Origin of the sequence: Phaeobacter sp. JH20_29, assembly GCF_048056175.1 — a bacterium.
Classification (GTDB): Bacteria; Pseudomonadota; Alphaproteobacteria; order Rhodobacterales; family Rhodobacteraceae; genus Phaeobacter; species Phaeobacter bryozoorum.
The window spans coordinates 205,391-224,378 of the sequence record NZ_JAYMWO010000009.1 but is presented as its reverse complement, the minus strand read 5'-3'; the positions used below and the strand labels follow the sequence as shown (position 1 = coordinate 224,378).

General features: G+C 59.0%; 15 protein-coding genes and 1 pseudogene. 4 read left to right on the top strand and 12 right to left on the bottom strand.

From position 1 onward, the window contains the following. Positions 1–2: 2 nt before the first annotated feature. The 5 genes from VWZ85_RS07190 to VWZ85_RS07170 form a co-directional block, all read right to left on the bottom strand. Positions 3–1,103, bottom strand: a complete 1,101-nt coding sequence (locus tag VWZ85_RS07190; protein ID WP_416537530.1) for a Gfo/Idh/MocA family protein — start codon at positions 1,101–1,103, stop codon at positions 3–5. A 157-nt stretch (positions 1,104–1,260) separates the two neighbouring features. Then, positions 1,261–2,100 (bottom strand): carbohydrate ABC transporter permease, encoded by an 840-nt coding sequence (locus VWZ85_RS07185; protein ID WP_044040979.1) that lies wholly within the window; start codon positions 2,098–2,100, stop codon positions 1,261–1,263. 10 nt (positions 2,101–2,110) lie between these two features. After that, the gene (locus VWZ85_RS07180) at positions 2,111–3,037 is read right to left on the bottom strand and encodes a carbohydrate ABC transporter permease (protein WP_416587560.1); all 927 of its coding nucleotides are present in this window, start codon (positions 3,035–3,037) and stop codon (positions 2,111–2,113) included. An 83-nt stretch (positions 3,038–3,120) separates the two neighbouring features. Continuing rightward, positions 3,121–4,374, bottom strand: coding sequence for an ABC transporter substrate-binding protein (locus VWZ85_RS07175; RefSeq protein WP_416536596.1), 1,254 nt, complete (start codon positions 4,372–4,374; stop codon positions 3,121–3,123). 77 nt (positions 4,375–4,451) lie between these two features. Next, on the bottom strand, positions 4,452–5,381 hold the full coding sequence (locus VWZ85_RS07170; RefSeq protein WP_340547442.1) for an N-acetylmuramic acid 6-phosphate etherase: 930 nt from the start codon (positions 5,379–5,381) through the stop codon (positions 4,452–4,454). 177 nt (positions 5,382–5,558) lie between these two features. Here VWZ85_RS07170 and VWZ85_RS07165 point away from each other — a divergent pair, with 177 nt between their 5' ends. From VWZ85_RS07165 to nagA, 4 genes are read left to right on the top strand one after another with little or no spacing between them, the layout of a single operon-like run. Beyond that, on the top strand, positions 5,559–6,506 hold the full coding sequence (locus tag VWZ85_RS07165) for a BadF/BadG/BcrA/BcrD ATPase family protein (protein WP_416587558.1): 948 nt from the start codon (positions 5,559–5,561) through the stop codon (positions 6,504–6,506). Beyond that, positions 6,503–7,261, top strand: a complete 759-nt coding sequence (locus VWZ85_RS07160) for a GntR family transcriptional regulator (RefSeq protein WP_340547440.1) — start codon at positions 6,503–6,505, stop codon at positions 7,259–7,261. The genes VWZ85_RS07165 and VWZ85_RS07160 overlap by 4 nt, the downstream gene beginning before the upstream one ends. A gap of 24 nt (positions 7,262–7,285) precedes the next feature. After that, on the top strand, positions 7,286–8,314 hold the full coding sequence (locus VWZ85_RS07155; protein WP_416536599.1) for an SIS domain-containing protein: 1,029 nt from the start codon (positions 7,286–7,288) through the stop codon (positions 8,312–8,314). Next, positions 8,311–9,471: an N-acetylglucosamine-6-phosphate deacetylase gene (gene nagA / locus VWZ85_RS07150; RefSeq protein ID WP_416587556.1), complete on the top strand. Its 1,161-nt coding sequence runs from the start codon at positions 8,311–8,313 to the stop codon at positions 9,469–9,471. The genes VWZ85_RS07155 and nagA overlap by 4 nt, the downstream gene beginning before the upstream one ends. 464 nt (positions 9,472–9,935) lie before the next feature. Here the strand turns inward: nagA and VWZ85_RS07145 are convergent. The 7 genes and pseudogenes from VWZ85_RS07145 to VWZ85_RS07115 all read right to left on the bottom strand — a co-directional run. After that, positions 9,936–10,507: pseudogene (locus VWZ85_RS07145) on the bottom strand (Glu/Leu/Phe/Val dehydrogenase dimerization domain-containing protein); the annotation flags it as partial. Continuing rightward, complete coding sequence (locus VWZ85_RS07140) at positions 10,504–14,133, bottom strand: hydantoinase B/oxoprolinase family protein (RefSeq protein WP_416587554.1); 3,630 nt, start codon at positions 14,131–14,133, stop codon at positions 10,504–10,506. The pseudogene VWZ85_RS07145 and the gene VWZ85_RS07140, both read right to left, overlap by 4 nt. 75 nt (positions 14,134–14,208) lie before the next feature. Further along, on the bottom strand, positions 14,209–15,495 hold the full coding sequence (locus VWZ85_RS07135; protein WP_416554437.1) for a TRAP transporter large permease: 1,287 nt from the start codon (positions 15,493–15,495) through the stop codon (positions 14,209–14,211). Continuing rightward, a complete protein-coding gene (locus tag VWZ85_RS07130; protein WP_416536603.1) occupies positions 15,492–16,046 on the bottom strand; it encodes a TRAP transporter small permease subunit in 555 nt (184 codons plus the stop codon). The genes VWZ85_RS07135 and VWZ85_RS07130 overlap by 4 nt, the downstream gene beginning before the upstream one ends. 26 nt (positions 16,047–16,072) lie before the next feature. Then, the gene (locus tag VWZ85_RS07125; protein ID WP_416544670.1) at positions 16,073–17,110 is read right to left on the bottom strand and encodes a TRAP transporter substrate-binding protein; all 1,038 of its coding nucleotides are present in this window, start codon (positions 17,108–17,110) and stop codon (positions 16,073–16,075) included. A gap of 20 nt (positions 17,111–17,130) precedes the next feature. Further along, on the bottom strand, positions 17,131–17,961 hold the full coding sequence (locus VWZ85_RS07120) for a putative hydro-lyase (protein WP_416595446.1): 831 nt from the start codon (positions 17,959–17,961) through the stop codon (positions 17,131–17,133). A gap of 77 nt (positions 17,962–18,038) precedes the next feature. Further along, positions 18,039–18,941, bottom strand: a complete 903-nt coding sequence (locus tag VWZ85_RS07115; protein ID WP_416587550.1) for a LysR family transcriptional regulator — start codon at positions 18,939–18,941, stop codon at positions 18,039–18,041. Positions 18,942–18,988: the final 47 nt, after the last annotated feature.

Genomic DNA, 18,988 nt, shown 5'->3' with positions numbered 1-18,988 from the left:
CTTCAGGTCTTCGGGTTCGCAGAGGGCGAGGTGGGCGCTGTCGCCGCGGCCTCGGTCCGTTCTGTCTGTACTGTGGTCAGGTCAACGGGCGCGCCGCTGCGGATGCTCTGGTCGGCGGCCAGGCAGATTGCCAGCGAGGCAACGGCGTCCTGCATGTGCCGCTCCATGTCGATGTCCTCGGCAATGACCCGCAGCATATGGGTCTGTTCGGCAGCGCAGAGCGCCTGATGGTCGGGTTCCTCGGGCAGGTCGATGCGGCGGTCCGGGGTGTCTTGCGTGCTGCGATGCACGATCAGGCTGCCGACGGCGGTATGGCCATCGACATCGTCCGAGCCAGCCTTGTCTGTTTCGGTGATCGAGACGGATCCGTTGGGGGAAATCACGTCTTTTACGAAATACGCGGTTTCGGACATCATCGGTCCCCAGCCTGCCTCGTACCAGCCGACGGACCCGTCAGAGAAGGTCACCTGAAACTGGCCGTAATTATACATATCCTCGGCAATTTCATCCGACAGGCGCAGGCCGATGCCATGGACGCGCTGGGGTACGGCATCGGTGATCTGGCACATCACATCGACATAATGCACGCCGCAGTCCACGATTGGCGAAGTGGTCTGCATCAGTGCCTTGTGGGTCTGCCATGTAGGGCCATCGGACTGCTGGTTGAGGTTCATGCGGAACACATACGGGGGCCCGAGATCGCGGGCCTCGGCAATCAGGCGCTGCCAGCTGGGATGGTGACGCAGGATATAGCCCACCATCAGCTTGCGCCCCAGACGGCGGGCGGCGTCGGTCACTGCGCGGGCATCGGCAACCGTGGTGGCCAGCGGCTTTTCGACGAAGACATCCGCGCCGGCCTCCATTGCGGCAATGGCATAGGCGGCATGGCTGTCGGAATAGGTGGCGATGACCACCAGATCGGGTTTGGTCTGCGCCAGCGCCTGATGGAAATCGCTATAAACCGGATAGTCCTGCAAGGGGGCCTGTGCAGGCGCGCCGGAGCGGTTGACGAGGCCGACGATCTGCGCGGTTTCGTCATTGTGGTGAGCCAGCGCATGGGCAAAGCCCATATTGCCAAGGCCTGCGATCAGTACGCGGGTCATTTGAGGCCTCCGCTGTGGTGAGGATGGCTGCTGTGACGATGGCGAGAGGACAGGCTGAGCGCCGGGCCAACAAGCGGCTGAAGACTGCCGCTCCGGGGGGCTGGCCCGACGCAGCCCGGCACTGCTGCCGGACGAGCGCATAGCGTGATATGTCGGATCATTTCACCGCTCCTGAGGTGATACCGCGGATCAGCTGGCGCGAGAAGATCACATAGAGCACCATGACCGGCAGGATCGCCATCGACAGCGCCGAGAGCACGGCGTTCCAGTCTGTCACGAACTGGCCGATGAAGACCTGGCTGCCCAGTGTCAGCGTCTTGGTTTCCTCGGCCGGGGCCAGGATCAGCGGGAACCAGAGATCGTTCCAGATCGGGATCATGTTGAAGACGGCGACGGTGGCCATGGCCGGGCGCACCAGCGGCAGCACCAGGCGGAAGAAGATGGTGTATTCCGAAAGCCCGTCGATGCGGCCTGCGTTCTTCAGATCATCGCTCACCTGTTTCATGAATTCCGACAGGATGAACACCGCCAGCGGCAGGCCCTGCGCGGTATAGACGAGGATCAGCGCAGTCAGCGTATTGACCAGCCCGGTGTCCACCATCAGCTCCAGAATGGCGACGGTGCCGATGCGGATCGGGATCATGATGCCAAGGGCGAGGTACAGGCCGAGCAGCATATTGCCCTTGAAACGGTATTCGGCGAGGGCGAAGGCGGCCATGGCGCCAAACAGCAGCACCAGCGCCAGCGACACCACGGTGACAATCATCGAGTTCTGAAAGTAGAGGAAGAAATCCCCCTGCTTCAGGACGGTCTGATAGCCGACCAGCGAGAATGTGTCGGATGTCGGCAGGCCGAGAGGGTCGCGAAAGATCGCTTTGCGGGTTTTGAAGCTGTTCACCAGGATCACAAACACCGGAAACAGGGCGATCAGCGTGTAGGTGATCAGCGCACCGTGGGCGAGGATGCTGTTGAACGGGTTTGAGCGGGATTTATGCATCATCGGATCCTCAGAACTGGTAGCGGCGCAGACGGGTCTGGATGCCGAAGAGATAGATGCAGACACCGATCAGGATGATCGCGAACATGGCGGTGGCAATGGCGGACCCCATATGCGGATCGCCCAGTTGCAGCTGAAAGCCGAAGAAGGTGCGATACATGAAGGTGCCGAGAATATCGGTGGAGAAATCCGGCCCGGCAAGCGCGCCTTGGGTGGTGTAGATCAGGTCGAAGGCGTTGAAGTTGCCTACAAATGTCAGGATCGAGATGATCCCGATGGAGGGTAGGATCAGCGGCAGTTTGATTTTCCAGAAGGCGGACATGCCGGTGATGCCATCAACCTCGCCGGCTTCGATCACCTCTTCGGGGATCGACAGCAGGGCTGCGTAGATCAGCATCATCGGGATGCCGACAAACTGCCAGACAGAGATCAGCGCCAGCGTGGTCAGCGCGTAGTCTTCCTTGCCCAGCCAGGGGGCAAACAGCCACTTCAGGCCAATGGCGTCGAGGAGGTCGGGGGTGATGCCCCAGATCGGCGAGAGGATCAGTTTCCAGGCGAAGCCGACGATGACAAAGCTGAGGATGGTCGGCACGAAGATCGCGGTGCGATAGAGTGCGGCAAACCGGAGCCGGGGATGGCTGAGGATCGCCGCCAGCGCCACCCCGATTGGGTTCTGCACCAGCATATGCACGATGAAGAACCAGAAATTATTGCCAAGCGCATTCCAGAACTGTTCCGACCAGTTGGGGTCGCCGAACAGGGTCTGAAAATTGGCGAGGCCGACGAACTGGCGGATCTGGTCGCTTTCGCTATAGAGCGCGAGCCGCAGGGTATTGAACAGCGGGAAGATCATGATGGCCGTATAGACCAGCACAGCGGGCGCCAGAAAAACGGCGATATGCCAGCGTCTGCGCGGTTTATGAGGGGTGTTTTGCATGATGTGTCCCATCTGTCGACGGGTCCGGGCCGCGTGAGGCCGCCCGGACGCCTGAGTCTGTGGTCAGTCAGATCGCGGCGCGCTTATTTCTGCGGCTCGTACCAGCTGGCCAGACCCTCTTGCAGTTCAGCGCCGAGATCAGCAGCGGCCTTGGTGCCCTTGATTGCGGCAACGGAGGCCCCCCAGGTTTCGTTTTCGAGGTTCGGCGTACCGCGCGACAGGATCTGATAGGTGGAGCGGATGGTGCTCTCACACTCGCCACGCCAGGAGACGAATTCCTGCGCCAGCGGATCATCCATCGCGACCTCATGGTTTGACAGCGAGAAGAAGCCCGGCAGCGCGTTGGCGTAGATTGCGGCGAATTCAGGCGAGCCGACCCAGTTCAGGAAGGTCTTGGCAGCTTCTGCATTGGGGGAGGCGGCATTCAGGCCCACCGCGATATCGGTGTGATCCGAGATGTAGCAGGTGTCGCCCGCCGCTTTGACTGGCGGTTTGAAGGCGCCCATGGCGAAATCGGCCTGGGTGTTGAAGCCGGAGATTTCCCAGCTGCCTGCCGGATAGATCGCGGCGCGGCCCAGGGTGAAGATGTTCTGGCTGTCGGGATAGGTCTGGGCTTCATAGCCGTCGCCCATGTAGGCACCCCATTTCGACAGGGTCTCATAGGGGGCAACCCACTGCTCGTCGGTCAGTTTCTGCTCGCCTGCGATCAGGGCAAGACGGCCTTCCTCGCCTTTCCAGTAGTTCGGGCCGATGTTGTTATAGCCCATGGTGGCGGCTTCCCACTGGTCGTTTGTGCCCATCGCCAGCGGAATGTAATTGCCGTCCTGTTTGATTTTCTCCAGCGCCGCGAAGAACTCGTCTTCGGTTTCCGGTACGTCCACGCCCAGCTCGGCAAAGGCGTCCTTGTTGTAGATGAAGCCGTGGATCACCGAAGCAATCGGCACGCAGAAGGTGGCGGAGCCGTCATCTGTCTGCCAGGCGGATTTGGCCACATCGGAGAAGCTGCTCATCGCCTCAAGATCGGACAGATCGGCCAGCTGGCCCTTGTCATACAGACCAAGCGAGGCATCAAAGGGGCGGCAGGTGATCAGATCGCCGGCGCTGCCCGCATCCAGTTTGGAGTTCAGCACGGCGTTATATTCCGCCGGGGCAGAGGGGGTGAACTTCAGCTTGATGCCGGGGTTGGCGGCCTCAAAGGCGGGGATGATCTTGTCCTGCCAGAGGGCGAGGTCATCGTTGCGCCAGCTCTCAATCGTCAGCGTGACGTCTTCGGCAGCGGCTGCGCCGCCGAGCACGGTCGAGCCGAGCAGCGCGAGGGTAAAGAGTTTGCGTGTCATTCTGTATCTCCCAGTTTGCATGTTTGGTATTTGAAATCAGGGTCTTGGTGACCTCTTGGGTGGCGCGTGGCCGACCGTTACACCTGTGCGAGCGCGGCTCGCAGGTTGTCCTTGTTATGGCGCAGCAGCGTGTCCGCCGCAGTGGGGGAGGCCGCACCCTGCAACAGCAGAATGGCGGCTTTCACCGCGCCGCCGGTCTGATCCAGCGCGCGGGCGGCGGCCTCGGCGTCCTGCTGTGTGAGGGTGCAGACTATGCGGATCGCGCGTTGGCGCAGCTTGGCGTTATCTGCGATCAGATTGACCATCATGCCGTCCATCACATGCCCCAACCGGATGCCTGCCAGCGTCGACATCATGTTGAGCGCGGCCTTCTGCGCGGTTCCGGCGCCCATGCGGGTGGAGCCTGCGATGACCTCCGGCGGTGTTGGCAGGCAGATTGCCACATCGGCCAGTTGCAGCAGTGGCGTGTCGGCGTTGTTGGCAATCGCGATGACCTTGGCGCCGGCGGCCTGTGCGGTTTTTGCAAAGCCGATCGGGAATGGCGTGGTGCCGCTGGCGGAAAGGGTGATCGCCACATCACCTGCGGTCACTGCGGCGGCAGCCTTGCTGCCGGCCGCGCTGTCATCTTCAGTATGGCCGGGCATCCGCCCGTCGGATGGGATGCCGCCGGCCATGTGAATGGAGATCTGATCGGCGCTGATGCCGAATGTGCCGGGCAGTTCGGCGCCATCAGCCAGCGCCATAAGGGCCGAGGAACCTGCCGCCGCATAGTGCAGGTGACCAGCGTTGCGCAGGCATTCCGTCAGCAGAGCGGCGCCTGCGGCGATGGCGGGGCGGGCGCTGTCTACAGCTGCCAGTGCGCGCGATTGCCCGTCGAGAAGCGTGTCGAGGATATCGGCATCGGCGCGCAGATCGAGCCCCCTGGCGCGGGGGTGCAGCGTTTCCGTCTGCGCATCGGTGGGCGCCGATATACGTGCTGCGGACGGTTGTTGGCTGGTCGATGCCATGTGATTCCTCCCCCTCAGGTGAATGAGAAGTATTTAATACCTATACAATACCACTTGTCTACCATTTAATTATTTTCTTGGTCTGGTGTAGGTTTTTCAAGGAGTTATCTACTGTGGCGCCAATACTTGCGGCCGATAGGTCTTTCTTTTGGTTAAAAGGTATCTTATAGGTATTGCATGACTGACTCGTGCTTTCCATATCTGATCGCCGTGGATGGAGGGGGGACCTCCTGTCGCTTTGTCCTGCTGGGGGCGGGCGATCCCGCGGCTGATCTGCCTGATACCTCCGCGCCCAAGAGCTGCGGGGCGTCGCCGCGCCGGCTGGTGGTCACCGGGGGAAGCGCCAATGTCTATACCGCGCCCGAGCTTGCGGTTGAGACGCTGCGCGCGGGATTGAGCGATCTGCAACGTCAGGCGGGCCTTGACGATGAGGCTTTTCACCAGATCCCGGTCTATGCAGGACTGGCAGGGGTGATTGATGCCGGGTCGGCAGCCTTTGTCGCCTCGGCCCTGCCGCATCGGCATATCCGGGTCGAAGATGACCGGATGCCTGCGGTTGTCGGGGCGCTTGGCGAGGGCACTGCCTGTCTGATCGGTGTCGGCACCGGGTCATTTCTGGGCCGTCAGGTGGCGGGGCAGGTCACGCTTATTGGTGGTCACGGGGCGGTTCTTGGCGATGAGGCCTCGGGCGGCTGGCTGGGGCGGCGTGTGTTGCAGCTGACGCTACAGGCGGCCGAAGGGATCGAGCCGATGACGCCGCTGCTGCGCAGCTGTCTCAGGGATTTTTCCAATCAGACTGCCGAGATTGTCCGGTTTGCCCAGACCGCGCGTCCGGCGGCCTTTGGCGCCTATGCGCCGCGGGTGGCGCAGGCTGCCGCTGCGGGCGATTCCGTAGGGCGGCGGCTGATGGCCGAAGGCGCGGAGTATCTGTGCCACGGGTTGCAGGCGCTGGGACGTCGGCCGGAGGAACCGGTTTATCATATCGGCGGTGTGGCGGCGCAATACGCCGCCTATCTGCCTGCTGATGTGGCGGAGTACCTGCAGGCGCCGGAGGGCTCGCCGCTGGACGGGGCGCTGGAGCTGGCGCGCCGCTTTGCCCGCGAGATCCGGCAGGAGGCGCTATGACGGTCGAGGAATTCCTGAAACCGGCCGCCTGGCTGGAGGACGCCGCCGGGCCACGCTATGTGCGGCTGCGCCAGCGTATCGAGGACGGCATCGAGACCGGGCTGCTGCCCAAGAGCGCGCCCTTGCCCGCCGAACGAGAGATTGCAACGCTGACCGGACTGTCGCGCGTCACCGTGCGCCGCGCCATGCAGGATCTGGTGGATCGGGGCATCGTGGTGCAGCGGCAGGGCTCGGGGAGTTTTGTGTCCGATGGCACGCCCAAGGTGGAGCAATCGCTGTCGCAGCTCACCTCGTTTACCGAGGACATGGAGCGGCGCGGCTATGACACCAGCGTCGAATGGCTGGAACGCGGCATCCATACCCCTTCGCCGGAGGAGGTGATGGCGCTGGCGCTGACCTCGGGGGAGGCGGTTGCGCGTATTGCCCGTCTGCGGCGTGCCAATGGGCGTCCGATGGCGATCGAGCGGGCCTCGCTTCCGGTGGATATCCTGCCCAATCCGCAGGCAGTCCGGGGGTCGCTTTATGAGGTGCTGGAGCAGACCGGCAGCCGCCCGGTGCGGGCCTTGCAGCGGATTTCGGCGATCAACCTGCCGGAGTATGAGGCGCAGCTGCTGGGGGTGGAGCCGGGAATGGCGGGCCTAAGCATCGTGCGGACGTCTTACTTGCGCAACCGTCGCGTGGTGGAGTTCACCCGCTCGATCTATCGCGGCGATGCTTATGATTTTGTCGCCGAGCTGCGGCTCGGGACGAGCTAACCTGGCGACCCTGAGGAGGGAACCATGACAGATATCACCAAGATGCGTCGCGAGATCGACGAGATCCCGACCGCCGTGGATCGGCTGCTGAGCCAGGGCGAGGCGGATATTGACGCGGTGGCCGAGGCGGTGCGCCGCCTTGATCCGAATATTATGGTGACGGTGGCACGCGGATCGTCCGACCATGTCTGCACCTATCTGAAATATGCCAGCGAGATCCTGCTGGGAGTGCCTGTTGCCTCGGTCGGGCCGTCGGTTGCGTCGATCTACAAGGCGCCGTTGCGGCTGCAGGGGGCGCTGAGCCTGGCGGTGTCGCAGTCGGGCAAAAGCCCGGACATCGTGGCGATGGCGGAAAGCGCGCGCCGTGACGGGGCGCTGGCGGTGGCGCTGACCAATGATCCCGCCTCGCCGCTGGCGGCTGCGTCGGACCATGCGCTGGATATTCACGCAGGGCCCGAGTTGAGCGTGGCCGCGACGAAGACCTTTGTCACCTCGGCGGTGGCGGGGCTGTGGCTGCTGGCCAAATGGGATCGCAACCAAGCGGTGCTTGCGGCGCTGCACGCCTTGCCGGAGCAGTTGGAGCGCGCCTGCCGCATTGACTGGCCCGAGGTGCGCGAGGCCATCGGCGCGCGGTCATCGCTGTTCACGCTGGGGCGTGGTCAGGCGCTGGCGGTGTCGAATGAGGCGGCGCTGAAGTTCAAGGAAACCTGCCAGCTTCATGCGGAGAGCTATTCCTCGGCGGAGGTGCTGCATGGGCCGGTGTCTATTGTGGAAGAGGGGTTCCCGGTGCTGGGCTTTGCGGCGGCGGATGCCGCTGAGGACGCGCTGGCGGGTATCGCCGATCAGATCGCGGGCAAGGGCGCGCAGGTCTTTGCCACCAGCGACAAGGTGACGGCGGCGCGGCGTGTGGATCATATCCGCACGGACCATGCGCTGACTGATCCGATCAGCCTGATCGTGTCCTTTTATGCGATGGTTGAAGCCTTTGCCGCCTCGCGCGGGATTGACCCCGATGCGCCCCGCCACCTGAAAAAAGTGACGGAAACGGTATGACCGGCGACCGGCAACCGCTGCGTGCGCTGACCGGTGCCCGCATCCTGACCCCGGTGGGCTGGGAGGAGGACAGCGCGCTGGTCCTGCGCGGCGACCAGATCGCGGCCGTCCTGCCCGTCGGCAAACTGCCCGAGGGGGCGGAGGTGACGGAGCTGACCGGTGGGATCCTGACGGCGGGGTTTGTCGACCTGCAGGTCAACGGTGGCGGCGGGGTGATGTTCAACGACGCGCCCGAGCTGGAGCAGTTGCAGGTCATTGCGGCGGCCCATGCGCAGATTGGCGCGACCTCGATCCTGCCGACGCTGATTACCGATACGCCGGATTTCGTCGCCCGCGCCATCGACGCCGTGGACGCCGCGATTGCCGCCGGGGTTCCGGGCATCATCGGGCTGCATCTGGAGGGGCCGCATCTGGCGGTGTCGCGCAAGGGCGCGCATGATGCGTCTTTGATACGCCCGATGAGCGAGACCGATCTGGAGATGTTATGCGCAGCGGCCACCCGGTTGCCGGTGCTGAAGGTGACCCTGGCTTGCGAAGCGGCGACCCCGACGCAGATCCGGCGGTTGAGCGAGGCGGGCGTGCTGGTGTCGCTGGGTCATACCGATGCGAGCCACGCCGATTGCGTGGCGGCGGTTGCGGCAGGCGCGCGCTGCGTCACCCATCTGTTCAACGCCCAGAGCCAGCTTGGCAATCGCGAACCCGGTGTTGTCGGCGCCGCCCTTGATCTTGGCGGGCTGTCAGCGGGGCTGATTGCGGACGCGGTGCATGTGCATCCGGCATCCATGCGGGCGGCGCTGGCGGCCAAGACCGGGCCCGGGCAACTGTTTCTGGTCAGCGATTCCATGGCCACCGGCGGCTCCGATATCGACCGCTTTACCCTGAATGGTCGCGAAATCCGCCGTGACGGCAATCGGTTGACGCTGGCTGATGGCACCCTTGCGGGCGCCCATCTGGAGCTGGCAACGGCGGTGCAGATCCTGGTCGAGACCTGCGATCTGCCGTTGGAGACGGCGCTGGAGATGGCCACGAGCCGGCCGGCGGATTTGATCAGGCGGCCCGATCTGGGGCGCTTGCAACCCGGCGCGCGCGCCGATGTGCTGCATCTGAACGACGCGCTGGAGCTGCAGCAGGTCTGGCAGGGCGGCCTGGCGCTGTAGCTGCTGTTGCATCGTGTCGCTCAGCGATGCCTCATACGGTGAAACTTGGCGCCAACTGTTCTGCTGGGGCAGGAAGTCCTGCTGGTCTGCTCTGAGGTCATGCTGACCGATCCTGCACGACCCACGAACGGCAGAAAAGCGCGGATAGTGTGCGTTGCAAAGTCGGTCATTTGACGCAACCAGCCGAGGGTTTCTGCTGCGCCGCAGCCGGCCGTTCGCTGCGACTGCGAGGTTTTGCAGCCGGTGAGCTGACACAATGCGGGACGGACCCGACTTTTGCTAATGCAGCCAGTGCTTACACAGCAATCTCTCGCGGTTGCAGCAAAAATAATTCTGCGATGCGGCCCGTGTTGGACCTGTCACGTTTTAGTGCCGCCCCAGGTGCTCGTTTAAGCCACCTTCCGTTCGAATGCGACTGGGATCGGAATATCGCATTCATCGTGCAGCGCCTCTGCTCCATCTGGGGCATAGGTGCCGCCTTCAATCCCGCTGCCCCCCAGGGGTTTGTCGGTATCACAGGCCAGGCCGTTGATATCTTCGGGATTCTGGCGCCGGTATTCATCGGCGATCCACATCATGGTCAGTTCATTGGTGTCCCTATCGGGTGCCGGAACATTCATGCCTGAGTTCAGGAACCCATGGCGGATCAATTCCTGGGCAAAGCGCCGGGTGATTTTTTCCAGCTCATGTTCTTCCCGGTGGCGTGGGTCGATCCGCAGGGCGCCCTTGGAGCCGCCGAACGGCGGCCCCAACAAAGCACATTTATGAGTCATAAGCGCCGCCAGCGCCTCAACCTCTTCCTGATCGGTATCCGGAGAATATCGGATGCCGCCCTTTGCCGGAGGGTTTTGGGTGGAATGCACCGCGCGCCACCCTGTAAAGGAGTGCATTTTGCCACGCAGCCGCACACCGAAGCGGGTCACATAGGTCGCGTGGCAGATGCGGATTATTTCTCATCCAGCCCTTCTGGCAAATCGATTGTGGATGCTATGTCGTTAAACATGGCATTCACATCAGGCAAGAACGCACGACTCATCGGATGGCCCCCAGCAGGCGGGACATCAAAGATGCCTTTGCGATGCCAAAGCCGCCTCCGCCTGGGGTTTTCATGATGAAGACGTCATCGACCCCCATTTGAGTTTCATCATTCCCTTTCAGCATTTCGACATCCCCGTTGCTGCGCTTAACCGAGTTTTCACCGGGTTTGCCCGGTTCACCACCTGCTGCGCCATGGGGCACGGTTTCCCGATGCGAAGACAGCACCGTGACGGTCATCGGAGTGAGGAACCGCAGCTTGCGGATAATCCCGTTGCCGCCCGTGGTTTCTCCCGCGCCGCCAGAGTCCTGCCGGATCGAGAATTCATCCACGCGCACCGGGAACCGAGTTTCCAGAACCTCCGGGTCCGTCATGCGGGTGTTTGTCATATGGCTGTGCACCGCACTGGCCCCGTCAAAACCATCCCCTGCGCCTGTGCCACCGCAGATCGTTTCATAGTTTTGATACTCATCGTTCCCGTAAACGAAGTTGTTCATAGTGCCCTGCGAGCCGGCGATAACACCCAAAGCACCATAAAGCGTATCGGCAATGGCCTGGCTGACTTCGGTATTACCGGAGATCACCGCAGCTGGGAATTCCGGGTTGATCATTGATCCCTTTGGCGTTCGAACCTCCAGCGGCTTCATGCAACCTTCGTTCATCGGAATATCGGACCCGACCAGCGTGCGGAAAACGTAAAGAACAACTGCGCGGCAAATCGAGTAAGGAGCATTGTAATTCAAAGGACTCTGATCAGAGGTGCCTTCAAAATCGATGATCGCCTTGCGCTCGACTCGGTCCACCGAAATGCTGACACAGATCTTTGCACCACCGTCCAGTGGATATTCAAACGAGCAATCCTTTAGAACATCCAGAACCCGGCGTACGCTTTCTTCGGCGTTGTCTTGCACATGGCCCATATAGGCGTGCACGACACCAAGCCCAAACTGCTCTACGATATTCTGCAACTCTTTGACGCCCGTGGCATTTGCAGCCACCTGCGCTGCCAGATCAGCCATATTCTGATCGATGTTCCGGCAGGGATATGGTCCGCTGCCCAGCAAAGCGCGCGCTTCTGCTTCGCGCAAAGTGCCGCGATCCACCAGCAGGAAGTTGTCGATCAGGATACCTTCCTCATCAATGGTCTTGCTGTCTGGCGGGGCTGAACCCGGGGTTTTGCCACCAATATCTGCATGGTGACCGCGGGATGCTGTGACGAAGATGATGTTTTTCCCATCGGCATCAAACACCGGAGTGATGACTGTGACATCCGGCAGGTGTGTGCCGCCATTAAAGGGATTGTTCATCATGAACACATCGCCCGGGCGGATCTTGTCTGTGTTTTCGCTGAGGATAGATTTGACGCTGCCGCTCATGGACCCAAGGTGGACAGGCACGTGTGGTGCATTGGCCACCAGGTCGCCGTTGGCATCAAAGATCGCACAGGAAAAATCAAAACGTTCCTTGATGTTTACCGAATAAGCGGTGTTGGCTAAAGTTGCCCCCATTTGTTCGGCAATCGACATGAGCAGGTTGTTAAACACCTCAAGCATTACTGGATCGACCGTCGTGCCAATCGCCTCTTTGCGTTCCAATGGCACAATCCGCGTCAGCACAAGGTTGCCACCTTCGCGGCATTCTGCTTGCCAACCATCTTCGATGGCATTGGTCCCAGTGGGCTCAAAAATGATTGCTGGTCCGGTGACCTTGTCACCAATGGTCAAGCCGGTTCGATCCACCATTGGAACATCTTGCCAACGGCCATTGTTATACATGGAGGCGTTCAGGTTCTTACCACGCCCTTCTTCATTGACAGGAAGCGTTACATCTTCGCCAGTGGATCCGATGGATTCTGATGTCAGAAGGTCGATGATTAGCTGATTGTAGTCCGGCACAAAGCCGAAGCGCTGCTCGTGCGCTTCCTCAAATCCTTTACGCATCTCCTCGACGGTTCCAAAAGGAACGTCCAGGGTCTGATGTGAGCCATCGGTCCTAATATGAGCTGTGCGAACAATTTGAATCGCCTCTTTGGATACACCCTGTTCCAGAACTTCGTTATGCGTTTCAGCATCCAGCCCTTTCAGAACAGTTTCCGCTTCAGAGACATTATTGATGGGCTGCGCAAACTGGTATTCCCGCAGGGCACGTACATCCGCCAACCCCATACCGAATGCTGAGAGAACGCCCGCAAACGGGTGAATGAAGATACTCTCCATGCCCAGGACATCCGCAACCTGACAGGCGTGCTGCCCCCCCGCACCACCAAAACAGTTCATGGTGTATTGGGTCACATCATAGCCGCGCTGAACACTGATCTGCTTGATCGCATTTGCCATGTTTTCCACGGCGATGCGCAGGAAACCTTCGGCAAGTTGTTCCGGGCTGCGCTCTGGTTCCCCGGTTTCTGCCGATATTTCTTTGGCAAGCGCTGTAAATTTCTCACGCACGACCGCCACGTCCAGCGGCTCGTCGCCATTGAGGCCAAACACATGCGGGAAGTGATCTGGTTGAAGCTTGCCAAGCAAAACGTTGCAGTCGGTTACGGCAAGCGGGCCGCCACGGCGGTATGAAGCCGGGCCTGGGTTTGCACCGGCGCTCTCGGGACCCACTTGCATGCGTCCGTTTGAGAAGCTGAGGATCGAGCCACCGCCAGCTGCAACAGTGTGGATGCTCATCATCGGTGCTCGCATCCGCACGCCTGCGACCTCGGTTTCAAAGGAACGTTCGAATTCTCCCGCATAGTGGCACACATCGGTAGAAGTGCCGCCCATGTCAAAACCGATGAGTTTGTTAAAACCAAGGGCTTCTGCACTGCGCACCATGCCGACCACGCCGCCAGCAGGGCCAGATAGGATTGCATCCTTACCTTGGAACAGGTTTGCATCGGTCAACCCACCATTGGACTGCATGAACATCAAGGACCTACATCCACCGCGTGTGGCACCAAGCGCATCGCTGACTTGCTGAACATATCGGCGAAGGATTGGCGACAGATAGGCATCCACAACGGTTGTATCCCCACGGGAGACAAGCTTGATCAGCGGGCTAACCTTGTGGCTAAGCGAGACCTGGGTGAAGCCGGATTGCTTTGCCATCTCGCCGATCTTTAGCTCGTTGTCGTGGAATCTGTAGCCATGCATCAGTGCCACCGCGACAGAGCGGTACCCGCGCCCGTAGGCCTGAGACAGCGCGTCGCGGACTTGACGCAGGTTCAAGGGTTCGATGACATTGCCATCGGCATCGACGCGCTCTTCAACTTCAATGACTTCTTCATAGAGCAGCTCAGGCAGCTGAATGTTCAGATCAAATAGGCGCGGCCGGTTCTGGTAGCCGATGCGCAGCAAGTCTCTCATTCCTTTGGTGATGAGCAGGATTGTCCGATCGCCTTTGCGTTCCAGAAGCGCATTGGTTGCGACGGTTGTCCCCATCTTGACTGCATCGATCGTGCCTTCGGGGATAGGGCTGTCCGCGTCCAAGCCTAGAATTTCTCGGACCCCTTGAACTGCCGCGTCTTTGTAACGCTCGGGGTTTTCGGAAAGTAGTTTATGGGACTGAAGCGTTCCGTCCGGTTTTCGTGCGACGATGTCGGTAAACGTACCGCCTCGGTCGACCCAAAATTGCCACATGGCATAGCTCCTTTGTTTGCCGGGCAACTGCCCGGCATGTTTTCTTTGGTGAAATGCGGCCCCTTAGGGCCGCGGTTATCGCTGGATGGATTCCGGAAGGTAGAGAGCGATCTGAGGGAACGCGAGTAAGGCCGCTACCATAAGCAGCATCACAAAGACGAACGGGATGGTACCCAGCATCACGTCGCTCAGTTTCCCGCTCTTACGTGCGCCTTGCACGACATAGAGGTTCAAGCCGACCGGGGGTGAGATAAGAGCCATTTCAACGAGAACGATCATCATTATCCCAAACCAAATCACATCGTACCCAAGCGCCGTGACCAGGGGCACGATGATCGGGATCGTTACAACCATCAGCGACAAGGTCTCGATGAAAAATCCGAGTACAATGTACATGCAGACAATCACCAGCATGGTCATCAATGGTGAAAACCCAAGCCCATTGAGCAGAGCCTGAAGTTCCGCGCCCAGACCGGCCGAGGCCAGTGTGAAGTTCAGGAAAGACGCCCCAATGATAACCAGCATGATCATGGAGGTGATCTTGATGGTGCCAACGATGCTCTCACTGATCATCTTGATTGAAACGCCACCAAAGGCTGCTGCGATGAGCACTGCGCCTGCAACACCAACTGCCGCTGCCTCTGTCGGAGTGGCCCACCCCATGTAGATGGTCCCGATGATAGCACCGAAAAGGATGACGATGGGGATGAGCTGAAAAAGTCCGCGGATCATCTCAGAGATCGGGAACACCCGTCGAACACCGCCCAATTCGGGTCGGATCATACAAATGAGCACAGTGATGAGCATGAAGCCCACCGCAAGCAAAAGACCTGGCATGAGACCCGCGAGAAAAAGTTGCGGGATAGATGACTGCGTCAGGAAACCGTAGACGATAAGGTTGATTGATGGCGGGATCATGATGCCAAGTGTACCGCCAGCGGCGATAGCCCCTGAGAAGAGCTTTGGGTCATACCCGAGCTTTTCAGCCTGTGGCATGGCGACCGTTGCGACGGTCGCGGCCGTCGCGACAGACGAGCCCGAAATGGCCGAAAACATCGTCGAGGTAGCCACATTCGCGTGGACCAGCCCCCCTGGCATCCAAGACACCCAACGGTCCAGCGCGGCGTAAGTTCTGTTGGCGATACCGCTGCGGACCAGGACCTCACCGAGCAAGACAAAGAATGGAATGGCGATCAATGTGGCATTGTTTGATGTCGACCAGACCAAGTTTCCGAGTCCTTTGGTCAGCGGAAAAGGGCTGAAGAATGCGTCGATTCCGAATCCAAGGAGGAATAACACGATCCCAACAGGGATTGAGAGCGAAAGCAGGGCCAGCAGGCCGACTGAAATTGACCAAATCATGTGTGGATCTCCGCGTCTTCTTCGCCGACGATCCCGACAGCAGCTTCGGATTTTTCAAATTCACCGCGCAAGACCAGCATGACTGCGGCGACCAACGTGAGCCATGCGATGACGGCAAACCAAAGCCAGCCCGCAAACCACGGTAGTTGAACCAGTGCCAGAGGTGTCTCCAGCGGTGTATTGGCGCGCGAACTGTTTATGATTGACCGCTCAACGACAGGCCAGGACCTGATGGCAATCACGGTGACGGTGCTCGACAAGACGAACAGAGAGAACAGGTCAAAGAGGGACCGTCCGAGGGCGTTGACACGCCCCCGGAGAATATCGATCCGAATGTGACTGAGTTCGAGCAGGGCAAATCCCATACCCCAGGACGTAACAACAGCCATGACGTAGCCACTTATTTCATCAGTTCCGCCGAGAGTGCCTCCCAACTGCCTGATCATGATTTCAGCGATGATGAACACGACACATGTCAAGAGCAGAACACCAATCAGCATTGCTACTGCTCGATTGAGCCGCTTCATCGTCGCAAGTATTTTCTCGGGCATTGGAAGCACTCCCAGGGAACTATCTGTTATTCTACGGCAACAGACACGCCGACGACTTGACCGACGCTAGTGTTCCACCGCTCGGCCCAATCAGCACCGGCGCGTTCAGCCCACGCCGGGAGAACTTCGCTGACCAGGGTTTCCCTCGCGTTGTTGAAGTCTTCTTCCGAAACTTCGACAAGCTTCATGTTACGCGTTTCGCCAGATGGGCACTCGCCATTCCCTGTCAAGCAGGCGATGTCATTGACCAGCGCGTCTTGAGCGACTTCCCATGCAGGCTCCTCAAATTCGGCTGACACCTGGGTTTGGATCAATTCCTGAGTTTCGGTGCTTAGAGAATTCCATTTGTCCAGATTGATGGCGGTGACCACCGGATCCCAACCACCCAAGGGGATGGCCAAAAGATTGGTAGATACTTCCCACCACCCAGAGCTGTAGCCAGATCCGGCACCAGTTACCGCGCAATCGACCACCCCTTTCTGGAGAGCACCAGGTACTTCGGCAAAGCTGACGTTGACACCCTCAGCTCCAAGGGCTTCGAGGAACTTGGCGGTCATACGCCCAGAGGCACGGACCTTTAGGCCTTTGAGGTCAGCAAGAGAGTTCACGTCACCATTGCAGAATACGACCTGTGGTGGGTAGGGCGCGATCGCCAGAACGTGACTGTTGAAGCGGTCCCGATAGATGTCGCTAACCATCGGACGTGCAGCATCGACCATCGCGCGGGCTTCGTCGGCCGTAAGTGCAAGCAGCGGGACATCCAGACCTTCGAGTTCTGGCGCATCGGCCACTGCATAGTCGCCAACTGTCATTGCAACGTCATAAACGCCGTCCCCGAGCAGACGGAAAACGTCTCCAACCCCAAGGTTCATTTGGTTGTGCGTGGTCAGGCTTACGTTGATTGATCCACCGGAAGCTGTTGGAAGGGTTTCCGACCAGAAAGGTGCTTCAAATTGTTTGTGAAGTGGCAAGCCGGACCAACTGCCGACGACAGCCAAATCTTCTGCGATTACAGGCGATGCAAGCAATGCGGTTGCCGCCAGATATGCAGTGAATTTTCTCATCTTAGTTCTCCTGTTTGGACTTAGTTTGATTGATGATTGTCGGGTGCTAAGATCGGATTCTCTGCATCCTGCGGTATATCGGTAATCAGCATATGACCCGGCTTATGTGTGATGCAGAGAGGGAGTTTGGCCTGCTCGATAGCTGCCTGTGGAGTAACGCCGCAGGCCCAGAAAACGGGTATAAACCCGGCTTCCACTGGCGCTGGATCGCCCCAATCAGGGAGGTTAACGTCTTGAATCCCGATTTCCGCAGGATCGCCCCAATGCACTGGTGCCCCATGCGCAAGGGGGTAGTTCTTAGAAATGGCGATTGCGGTTTTTAGCTGATCTTCAGGAATTGCCCGCATGCTGACGACCATCGGACCGCCAAACGGGCCCGATGGAACGGTTTCGATTGATGTGCGGAACATTGGCACTGTTTTGTTATTATTAATGTGCCACAGTTGGATGCCTGCATCATTGAGTGCATGCTCGAATGTGAAAGAGCAACCCAGAGCAAATGCGACCAAGTCGTTGTGCCAGATGTCTCGAATGTTCCCGACAGTGCTTTCCAGCTTCCCGTCACGATAAATATTGTAAGCCGGAACATCAGTACGAATATCGATGTCCCTGCCCATGGTGAACATCTTTGGATTCCCAGTGTCGGAGACACCGGTCAACGGACATGGCTTGGGGTTGCGTTGGCAGTAGCGCATGAAGTCCAGGGCGGACTCTGAGGGCATGATTGCGATGTTGGCTTGAAGAAATCCGTTACCCAGCCCAGCTGTGTGAGAGTGGTAGCTGTCGCGGCGAATAACGTCTCGAATTTCTGCTAGAGGTTTTTGGACAAGTTCTGCATGTGAGATTGGCAAAGTACGATTCCTCCCAGTGGTGGGAGTATCGATCTGGGCTAACATAAAAACAAATTAAAAAGATCTTCGCAATCCCATTAAAGTTTTTTATCGTCGAAGCTTTGTGCAGTGGCGCTTGCGATGGCCGCTGCGGTTTCTAGTAGATGGCTCTTTGGTTCACCGAGGAAAGACGCTGAGAATTTCAGGGGGTTTGGGCGCCACCCAGGATCGAACTCGCAAATTCGCCCTTCAGATACGAAGCGCTGCCCCAAGACACGCGGCAATGCAGCGACGCCCAAGCCAGATTCAACTAAGCGAAAGCAAGCTGACAGCGAAGAGGAGGGGAAGAGTGAGTAGTTTGGACCCAAATGTTCAAGAAGTTCAGAGCGCAATTCCCGAAAAGGACGCGTATTTCTTGCATATGTAAATATGGGCTTTTCTAGGTATCGAGACGGGTGGTCGTTGGAGCTTTGGTCACTTTCGGCTCGGTACCAGGCAAGATCCACTTCTGGTAACTCGACGTTGTCGACAGAGTACTCAGAAATTGGCCCTAGTAAGACGGCAAGGTCGATCTCTCTATCAAGCAACATTGTACGGAGGTTGACCGATATATCGACGTTGATCTCGATTTCGAGGGCAGGATACATTCGATGAAGCTCTTCAATGAATAACGGTAACCAGCATTGAACGATAGTTTCGGAAACTCCTAGGCGAAGATGGCCCTCGATACCTGAGGGATCCATAACATCTCGTTGCACGAGCTCTGAAAGCTGTTCGAACTGTTTTGCATAGCGGGCGAGAATATCCCCTCTCTTGGTCAAAAGAACGCCTCCACTCGTTCTTTCAAACAACTCCACGCCCAAGGTGTTTTCTAGGTTTTTGATCCGCGTAGTCACGGCTGGTTGTGTCAAGCCTAGCTCATCGGCTGCCTTGCTAAATCCACCGAGGCGCACGACGGTCAGAAATGCCCGTATTTGTTCTAAGTTGAGACGAGTGTTCATTTGGTTCTGTTCCTGTCTTCTCCGATAGAGGTCGTTCGGAAAATGCT